This window comes from Bacillus haikouensis, assembly GCF_013179555.1.
In the GTDB taxonomy this organism is placed as follows: Bacteria; Bacillota; Bacilli; order Bacillales; family Bacillaceae_B; genus Rossellomorea; species Rossellomorea haikouensis_A.
In genome coordinates this window covers 1-9,718 of sequence record NZ_JABMCR010000163.1, presented here as the reverse complement: position 1 = coordinate 9,718, position 9,718 = coordinate 1, and the positions used below count along the sequence as shown (strand labels likewise).

Annotated in this window: 9 protein-coding genes and 1 pseudogene; 2 read left to right on the top strand and 8 right to left on the bottom strand. The window is 40.5% G+C overall.

What is annotated here, in order from left to right:
• Positions 1-246, top strand: a 246-nt coding sequence (locus tag HP456_RS15210) for a hypothetical protein (protein WP_172252577.1), incomplete at its 5' end; no start/stop codon positions are given.
• A 133-nt stretch (positions 247-379) separates the two neighbouring features.
• Positions 380-1,561 (top strand): cyclically-permuted mutarotase family protein, encoded by a 1,182-nt coding sequence (locus HP456_RS15205; RefSeq protein ID WP_216663305.1) that lies wholly within the window; start codon positions 380-382, stop codon positions 1,559-1,561.
• 227 nt (positions 1,562-1,788) lie between these two features.
• Here HP456_RS15205 and HP456_RS15200 read toward each other — a convergent pair whose 3' ends face one another.
• The 8 genes and pseudogenes from HP456_RS15200 to HP456_RS15165 all read right to left on the bottom strand — a co-directional run.
• Positions 1,789-2,040: a hypothetical protein gene (locus HP456_RS15200; protein WP_172252575.1), complete on the bottom strand. Its 252-nt coding sequence runs from the start codon at positions 2,038-2,040 to the stop codon at positions 1,789-1,791.
• Between the two features lie 139 nt (positions 2,041-2,179).
• Positions 2,180-2,347 (bottom strand): hypothetical protein, encoded by a 168-nt coding sequence (locus HP456_RS15195; RefSeq protein WP_172252573.1) that lies wholly within the window; start codon positions 2,345-2,347, stop codon positions 2,180-2,182.
• 443 nt (positions 2,348-2,790) lie between these two features.
• Positions 2,791-4,350: a hydantoinase/oxoprolinase N-terminal domain-containing protein gene (locus HP456_RS15190; protein WP_172252571.1), complete on the bottom strand. Its 1,560-nt coding sequence runs from the start codon at positions 4,348-4,350 to the stop codon at positions 2,791-2,793.
• Positions 4,343-5,443 (bottom strand): S-methyl thiohydantoin desulfurase family protein, encoded by a 1,101-nt coding sequence (locus HP456_RS15185; RefSeq protein WP_172252569.1) that lies wholly within the window; start codon positions 5,441-5,443, stop codon positions 4,343-4,345. Before HP456_RS15185 ends, HP456_RS15190 begins: the two co-directional genes overlap by 8 nt.
• 21 nt (positions 5,444-5,464) lie before the next feature.
• Positions 5,465-6,781 carry a cytosine permease gene (locus HP456_RS15180; protein ID WP_172252567.1) on the bottom strand — a complete coding sequence of 439 codons (1,317 nt, stop codon included), beginning with the start codon at positions 6,779-6,781 and terminating at the stop codon, positions 5,465-5,467.
• Positions 6,782-6,800: 19 nt separating this feature from the next.
• Positions 6,801-7,403, bottom strand: coding sequence for a TetR/AcrR family transcriptional regulator (locus HP456_RS15175; protein WP_172252565.1), 603 nt, complete (start codon positions 7,401-7,403; stop codon positions 6,801-6,803).
• Between the two features lie 278 nt (positions 7,404-7,681).
• Positions 7,682-8,695, bottom strand: coding sequence for a LacI family DNA-binding transcriptional regulator (locus tag HP456_RS15170; RefSeq protein WP_172252563.1), 1,014 nt, complete (start codon positions 8,693-8,695; stop codon positions 7,682-7,684).
• A gap of 115 nt (positions 8,696-8,810) precedes the next feature.
• Positions 8,811-9,718 (bottom strand): annotated as a pseudogene (locus HP456_RS15165) (ADP-ribosylglycohydrolase family protein); the annotation flags it as partial.

Sequence of the window (9,718 nt, the reverse complement as noted above, 5' to 3'; positions counted from 1 at the left end):
GTAATACTAATGGGTGAGCAAGTGATAACCGGAAACATTGACGGGAAGGAAATGCCACTTGAGTTAGTTCAGAAAATCGACAATTCCCATTTCATTTTCGAAGGAATCGTCCCCGATGTGAAACCAAGAGCCTATACGGCGGAATTTGATTTTGATGACAATCTTTCAATTTATAATGTGTACGGTGAATTATTTGAAAGTTCATCTGACTTTACCGACAAATTGATTATCAGAGCTGACAAATAAATGATCAATGCTGTTGCGAAAGGCATACTGTTTTGGGTCTTTTCGCATCAGCTCACCTCATACGAATGACCAAAATACCCGTACAGGCTATTGCTGAAAGTTTACTAAATTCGGATAAAAGGAGGAAATTTTCTTGAAAAAGATTCAGGTTGCCGCCATCACGTCAATGCTCATTGTTGGAGGGTTCATGGGCTTGAATACAAACGCTATCGTGAGTGAAAGTGGAGAATCCAAAGCAGACGCTGCCCATCATGCAAATTCAATCGAACGAATCACCTGGGAACATGCAGGGGAGCTAGAAGCACAAAAGGGGTTTGAAGAAAATATCGGTACGGCAGGAGTGTTGGCGGGATCATTTAAAGATTATTTAATTGTTGGCGGGGGAGCGAATTTCCCATATGAATCCGTTTTAAATGGAGGTGCAAAGAAGCATTATTCCGACATTTATGTCTTGAAAAAAGAAAAAAATCAATTAACGATGGTTGAACATACGAATCTTGACCATGAAATCGGATATGGTTCTTCGATCACTACAAAAAAAGGAGTCTATTATATTGGAGGGAGTCCTGAAGCAGAGTATGGTGACGATATTCTCTTCCTTACGATTGATAAAAACAAGAAACTAAAAGTAAAAAAAATCGGCGAGCTTCCTTTTACGATCAGTAATGGAATTGCTGTAGAGAAAAACGGGAAATTGTATATTGGTTTCGGTCAGCAAAATGGAATAGACAGCAATAAACTATATGAGTATGACCTGAAAACCTCTAAAACGAAAGAATTGGCATCGATTCCAGGGGAAAGAGTCCGAAACCAAAGTGTCGCACAACTACTAAATGGAAATCTTTATGTATTCAGCGGCGGAGGTTCCATTGCTTATACAGATGGGTACAAATATGATATCGGAAAAAATGCCTGGTCAAAAGTTGCTAGTGTGGAAGCAGGCGGGGAGGAAATCTCTTTACTAGGAGCTAATTCGGTCCAATTAAATAAGAATGAAATGTTGGTGATCGGAGGATTCAATAAAGCTGTCTATGATGATGCCGTTGAAAAACTAGGTACATTACAAGGAGAAGAACTAGCCGCTTTCAGAACCCAGTATTTTAATGCCGACCCCCATGAGTTCAATTGGAATAAAGAAGTCCTCATCTATAATGCCCAAAAAGACACATGGAGATCAATCGGAAAGGTTCCATTCGATGCCCCTTGTGGTGCAGGCTTAGTATCATTGAATAAAAATATTTATTCAATTAATGGGGAAATCAAACCTGGGGTCAGAACCAACGCCATCTATTCAGGAACACTTTTACACAATTAAGAAGGACACGTGGGTCCCTAAGCAATTAAACAGCAAGAATTTCTCTTTCACTAGGAAGTCCGGCTAAAAACCATCCTTTTGGAAGAGGACATTCCTCTAATTCAGTATCTGGGTTTTCTGATACAATATTCAGTATCAAAACATATTTAAGGATAAATTTGAGGTGGACCAATAAATAAGTTTTTTGAATGAAATAGACAGTAACAATACGATTCAAATCCGGATAGTCATTTTAGATGACTATTATAATCAATTAGAGATAGTGGAAAAATAGTAGCTTTGTAATGGGGAAAGCAATAGAGCTGGGAGATATGAGATGGCACTTTATTCTCTTGTTCTACTGCTGCAAGTAAAAGCAACAAAAGACTGTCTTTTTTCTCTTTAAAGGCAGTCTTTTTGATGATAAGCTGTTGGTTTTCTTGGAAAAACCTTTTTATCGGGCCACGGTACCTGCCCCCATGACCCTTCTTTTCTTTCACTGTAAAAACATACCGCACACGATCTTCTTGGCACGTATCCAGCCTTCTTCAGTCGAATGACCATTTCTTATCCCGTTTTCGGACAGCGGCTCAAGGAATGGAACACACATCTGTGGGAGGGCAAGCCCCCAGTGTCTAATTAATCATTGTCAAGGTCTTTATCAAGAAAGCTTTGGTTCTTCTCTTCCTTAATCCCCAATCTCTCTTTAATTTCTGTTAAATCTCTTAATATCGTCTGAGTATTAACCCAAGCTGCGATTGATGCGAAAATAATCAAAGCCAATGCTATTAGGATTAAAATATTCACTGCTATTTAAGCCACCCTTTAACTGTTTTTTTCACTCATCTTATCACATATATTAGAAAAACCTTTTCTCCCTATTGAGAAAAGGTTTTTCTAGAGATTGTTTGGCGTTTGAATTATTATTATGAACGCTGAATCCTTCCGGAAACTTCCTGTAACTGCCTGTCCTGTTCAGTTTTTAATGGATGAAAATATAATTTTTCATATATTTATATTCACATATAGAATGTCAGATGGGACCAGAAGGATTTTCTCTATCTAGAATCAGCATCACTCATGTCTTCTTTATAAGACAATTGTGAAACTCTCCCTTTCAATTTACGCAAAAAGTAGAATGGAAGCTGTCTCTGATCTACCCCTGTCGATAATACTGTTTTAAAAGAAACGCTAAATACACCAACTCTGACTTTATTTAGGTGCTTTTAACTTTGATCTCATAACTATGTTTATTCCGCCAGTACCCCGGCAGCCTTCGCCCGGATTCTCGTTGCGTTACCCGGCAAATAAGCAAGAGGAACATCTTCAAAGTCCACAATTTCAATATCGCTGGAGGATGCACCTGCACGGATTGCTTCTTCAACAGCCATTTGCTTTGCCATGTCTAACGTTTGTTCTCTCCCTAATTCGTCCAATGCAAATACGCGTTCAATCTGGCCGCTTACTTGGGATATAGCAGACCCGATTGCATTCGCCACTCCGAAATGCTCAGGTCTGTGAACCATGGAAGCACCCCGTAACTGTTCTGGAAGTAACACACTTCCTCCGCCAACTAATATGACCGGAATCGGCTCTGCACTGGTTTTCATTCGGTCAATTGCTTCTTCCACTGTTTCGACGAGTTTAGCGAAAGCTTTTTCTACTACCTTTTCATCTATGTCTTTCACCAATCTGAAATCACCGATATCCGCCATTCCTTTGGCTACGATTATGTCTGTGGTAGTTAATGTATTCCCGCCAAAAACATATGCTTCTTGTTGGAGGCGATATCCTACACTGTCAGGTCCGAGTGTTACGCTCCCATCTTCTTGCACTCTCACAATGGTACCTCCGCCTATTCCAACAGAAGTTATATCAGGCATTCTAAAGTTTGTCCTTACACCGCCAATGTCCACTGCAAGTGATGACTGTCTAGGAAACGAATTAACCAGTACCCCGATATCAGTAGTTGTTCCTCCAACATCTACAACGAGTGCTTCTGATTGATCGGTCAAATAGGAAGCACCGCGAATACTGTTTGTTGGTCCGCAGGCAATTGTTAAAATGGGGTATTTCACCGTATATTCAACTGACATAAGTGTCCCGTCATTTTGACCAAAGAAGACTTTTGCATGGACTCCTTCTTCTTTTAACGCATTTACAAAGCCTTCTGCTGTACTGCGCGCGACATTCACTACAGCTGCATTTAGAATTGTAGCATTTTCACGTTCCAGTAACCCAACACTGCCGATTTCACTTGATAGAGATATCGCGACTTCTTCGCCCAGCACTTCTTGAAAAATTCGTTGAGCTTCATGTTCGTGATTGGTAGAAACCGGGGAGAAGACAGAGGTTATCGCGATGGAATCCACCTTGCCTTTAAGTTCATGGGCAATTTCAACTAAGTGTTCGCTGTCCAGCTCTGCAATCTCTCTCCCATCAAACTCATTTCCCCCTCGAACAATGTAAACATATTTTCCGAGGATTTCTCTCAGGTCATCCGGTACCCCGACAAGAGGCTTAATTCCCAAGGTTGCCGGAGCGCCGATTCTGACCACCGCTACTTTATTCAACCTCTTCCGTTCTACAATTGCATTTGTACAATGGGTAGTGCCCAGCATAGCATATTTGATGTTATCTTTTGGTACATTTGCCCCTGCTATAATTTTTTTAATGGCATTATAGATTCCGGTACTGACATCTTCAGTGGTCGGCTCTTTCGTCTCTGACACCACGTTATATTTGTCATCTAAGATAACCGCATCTGTATGCGTCCCTCCTACATCTATTCCAATTCTATAGTTAGCCATTGATTTTCTCCCCCTTACCGATTAATTCCTCAACGGGAATATACTCCGCGTCATACCCAAAGTAACCCGGTCCTACATTCGCAATACCTTTTTTTGTCCGCCATTTTGGATCACACGGCATCCCTATGACAATGCAGCGTGCTCCATATCTTAATCCTTCTGTCGTAATCGGCATTCCCGTTTCTGCGTCCAGTACGGCAATTAAGTCAGGTGTGACACATAATAACCGTTCTTTTGTTTTTGCGATTAAATGCTCATTTTGGAAATTTAATTCCAGTTCTTCATTTTTATTTTCATTTATGCCCTCAATAATGGCTGTCCCTCTTGCAAATCCTGTTTCTGTTTTACGGTTAATATCTTTTACTTTTCCATTAAAGAGTCGAAAGCCATTTGTTTTCTTCAATACAGCTTCAACAGGATCATAATTTTTTTCTTTTGCTTCACGAATATTGCGCCCTATCTCCTCTTCAAGACTCAGGGTATTTCGGATGGCTGAGCGCTTCATATCTTTTCCCTTCATTGGGTAAATCGCCAGCATGACCGATCCGCCCATTTCAATTGTGGCATTTCGGGCTAACCGTTCAGCCCAGACACTGTTAATCGTGTTTAATACCATCCCGTTCCCTTTTTCGTCTGAGAGTACCATTGGTGTTGCATCCAATCCATCTAAGTAGAATGTGACCATCTGCAGTTCCGGGAATGCTCTTCCCATACCATCCGCATCTACTACAGGAAGGCCTTGGCGAGCTGCTAAAGCAAATGGAAGAAGTGAGTTTACTCCCCCCGCTTCTATCGGCATAGTAGCGAATATGTCTTCCCCCATGAATTCCTTCAAGGATTCAAATGCTGTGACAGCTTCCTCCCCGCTCGGGACTTTCTCGATCATTACCGTGGGTGCCCCCATCATGGCCGACGGCACTATTACTGCTTCATCCGGCACTTCTTCAGGATCAAGTAATGTAATGGGACCATATTCTTCTATCGCTTGCAGAGCCATCAATTTTCCGATATAAGGGTCTCCCCCTCCTCCAGTTCCTAATAGTGCTGCGCCAACCGCGATATCTTCTATCTCTTGCTTTCCTAATAACCTCATGAAATCCCCTCCAATTATTATTTACATACTTAATGATCCAGATGTTCTTACTTGTACCACTTTCGAAACAATGCCTTGTAACAAGAGAGCAACAATAAATGCGTCAAACCCAGAAGCACCCGTCAAAGAAAACATCCCAAATCCATTCGGTGCAGGAGTAGTCATAAATGCTACCAGTGATGCAAACACCCACACACCCACATTTGGTAAATGAACTGCCTTTATATTTTCCAGGTTCTCAAATCTGTACTTTGATTGATTCATAAAATAATCTGCAACGTATACGCCCCCAATTGGCGGAATGAGAGCACTCAAGAAGGTGAGAAATGGAATGAAGCTATCATAAATACCACCAACGGCTAAAAGGGTACCAATTGTTCCAGCAATGATCGTTAATACAAATTTAGGAGTGTTTCTAAATATAACCGAGAACCCCAGTGCTGAAGAATACAGATTATTATCATTTGTCGTCCATTGAGCCAAAATGAGAATCAATAAAGCGCCTGTCCCCCATCCAAGGCCCAACATGATGGCAATGATGTCAACTTGAGAAGTAGCTTTTGCTATCACCGCTGCAGCAATAAGCACTAAACTGAAACCGATAAAAAACCCAACATAAGAAGAAATCACAGCATCTTTTGGACTCCTGGCATACCTTGAAATGTCCGGGCCGATGATCGCACCTACAGCAAGTGATCCGATTATGAGTGAAACCGATACCCCTACTGTTAAAGGTTCTCCAAACAGATTATTTGCCAATTCATTTTGACCGGAACCACTGACAACCTTCACAAGGGAAGCAATGATTAATACAGCTAACAGCGGAACTGCTATCAAACTTAATTTTTCAATTGCTTTATACCCAATTACTGCGGTGGTTGTCATGAGAATTCCTCCAATAACCACGAGAAGCTGTTTATTGAATTCGACACCGAATGAGTCACTGATGATTTGAGCCATACTCGCTCCAAATAAATCTAATTGGACTCCGAACCATCCAAACAAAGCGAGTGCAATGACAATCGAAACAGCATATGAACCGTATCTGCCAAGTGCAAAAGTTGAAATCATGGCCGTTGATAGATTGGTTTTAGCACCTACCAAACTGCACAATGCACTTAAACAAGCGAGTAGGAAAGTACCGATAAAGGAAGCAATTATGGCTTGGGGCATAGTCAGCCCACCTGCTAAAGTCCCTCCCAAAATAATGGCAGAAAGGGCAATGACCGCTCCCATCCAAACAATCGAGAGCTTGAACCATCCTTTTCTCATTTCAAGAGGGACTGGCTCGCGTTCATAATCTTTTATTAACTTATTACTACTGGCAACCTTGGACATTCTTCTGCCTCCCTTTCATTTAATTTTTTGTAGAAGTAATTCCATTCTCCTGGGATATCCCAATCCAAAACTGATCAAAGATTACATTGAGTCTTTTATAAATTTCTTCTTGGTTGTGACGTTGCATCTGCCAAAAAACCCCGTCCATTAAACATTGGAACGATATGGAAAGTTCATGACAATCAAGTGCTTTCACTTCACCCTTATCAATCCCATGTTTGAATATCTCACATAAGATCTTGTATTCATTCTGCTCCATTTCATCAAAACGCCTAGAAATGTCTTCCTTCAAAAAATCAGGCGGGGAAATCATCAGGCGAATAAGAAGTTTTGTCTTTAAATCCTCTCGAAATTGAAAATCAACGGCAGATTTCAAAATCGAATAAAGCTGGCTTTTTGCAGAACAGCCGCTGTTAAATTGGGATTCTACCGTTAATAAATGTCCCTCCAGCGCGTCTCGGTAAATGGCTAAAAAAACGTCATCTTTCCCTTTAAAAAAAGCATAAATGGAAGGTGGTTTAATCCCCACTTCCTTAGCTATTTCCTTAATTGTCATACCAGAGTATCCATGTTCTGCAAATAACTTTGTTGCTGATTCCTTGATTTTTTCTTTCGTCGACATAGTGCCTCCTGTTCTCCTAACTAATATTAGTTAGGTAATGATTAGAGCTATATTACCACAGTAATTTATTGAATACAATTACTTTTCTGAAAATTAGGACAAGGGGACAGGTTCCTTGTCCCACATTAATCATCCAATCTTAATATATGGGACGAGGGACCTGTCCCCCCGTCCCTTCGCATCAGCCTACTCATAGTTGAATAGATAGTAAGAATTCCAGGAGAAAAAAGAAAGCACCTAACATAGTGTCAGGTGCTTTGTAACATTTACCAGAATAATTAACCCCGGAATCCTACTGTAGATCCCCGTTTTACCAATTTGACATCCAATACTGTTTTCATAAGTTCGGTTGACTTGTTTTCGATTAAGTCAATTAGTTTCGTTGTTGCTTTTACACCAATTTCATAAATAGGCTGCTGGATAGTACTGATTTCCGGTTCGACCATTTTGGTCAATTGAATGCCGTCAAAACCGATAATGGCGATTTCCTCGGGCACTCTTCTTTTTAATAGCTGCAGTTGTTTCAATGTGCCGAGTGCCATCAGATCATTTCCTAAGAATAAACCATCGATATCCTTGTGTTCTTCGCAAATTTGCTTGGTAACTTTCATTCCGCTTTCTAAGGAAAAGTCACCTTCATACGTAAGAGTTTCTTTATCAGGGAAATGAGCTCTAATGGTATCAACGAAACCATTCATACGTTCGATGACTGGCTTGGAGATAGGTAAACCCGACACATGGGCAATTTTTTTACAGCCAATTTCAATTAAGTGTTCAGTAGCAAGCTTTGCCCCCATATAATTATCCACTTCAATAGAATTATAGGAGCCGCCATCAGCAGCCCGGTCAATCTTAACGAATGGGATATTCAGTCCTTTTAATTCAGCATTCATTTTATCGCTGAATTGAAAGGAGGCAATAATAAAACCATCAACATATCGATTCTGGAAGGTCCTCCAAAAGGTATTGTTTTGGAGTTCTTCGTGCTCGGCGTTAACCAAAATAAGACTATAGCCTTTCGATTTTGCCACGCCTTCTATAGCCACTACCAGTTCAGGAAAAAAAGGATTTTTAATATCTGGAATAATTAATGCAATTGAATTCGTTTTCTTCTTCGCCAATCCTCTTGCAATTTCATTCGGTTTATAATCCAGTAATTCCATGACCTTCTTAATTTTTTCTTCGGTTGCTTTACCTATATAACCGCTTCTATTCAAGTACCTGGAGATGGTGGCTACAGATACACCTGCTTCTTTTGCCACATCTCGTATTGTTACCGACTTTCTTTCCACAAGATTGTACCTCTTTCTTTATTAGCCATTTTCTTCTAGTATATCAATTAATCCAGTGTGAGAGGTAAAGAAGCATCAGGTCCTTCAAGATCCTGATGCTCCTAAAGTTTTAAAATCACGTCTCATTCACTTTGAAATGAGTAAGGGTTCCTTCCCCTTTCTCCAAGCAGCCGAAACCAAACATTCCTTGTGAATACACGTCATCTTGTAATTCCAATATAGCTTCACCATTAATTGAGAACTTCAGATATTCACCCTCGCATTGGACGTTGAACAGATAATTTTCCCCTAGTTTCCAATTATAAGCAACAGTTTTTAAACGTGTATATCCGAAATCGTTGCGAATGAGCGATACCTTTCCAATACCATCAAATCCAACTAGATATTGCCGCTTTATTCCGTTGGCACGGATAATCAAGCAATGACTCTCTCCCGATTCCGGGTGCACATTCACTTCCACGTCATAATCACTAGAGTAGTAATTACCAGTATAGGAGGAACAATGGTCAGTTGAGGTATATCTCATTTGTTTCTCTTCAAGCTTCCATTCTCCGCGGTGGTGGGCAAATGGTGTTATGCTCAAAAACTCGACAAACTGTTTGGAAAAGTCGATTTCATAGGATGCCTGACCACTCACATGGAATTCTCCAATATATAAACAGCCTAATGCACGATTTGTTAGCGGAGAATTCGTTCGAATGATGAATCCAACTTCATCAATCACTGCTCCTTCTGTATGAGGTACAATAAATTGAAGATCATTCCAACCTTGGTTCCGCAACGAAATACCATCCTGGATAAGTTCTTCGCCTGTAAACGTATTTCTTACATAAGGAGTGAGGGTGATTTCTTCCCCTTCCCACTGATCAAGAAAAATTCTCAGACAAACCTTTTGTCCACTATAAACCGTCGGGGCGAATGTAGGTTTATACTTTTCATCGTTAAACTCATTTCTTCTGTAAAAAGGCTTGTAAAAAATCTTACTTCTGTCGCTTTCAATCATTCGGTCAATGACCACTTTCA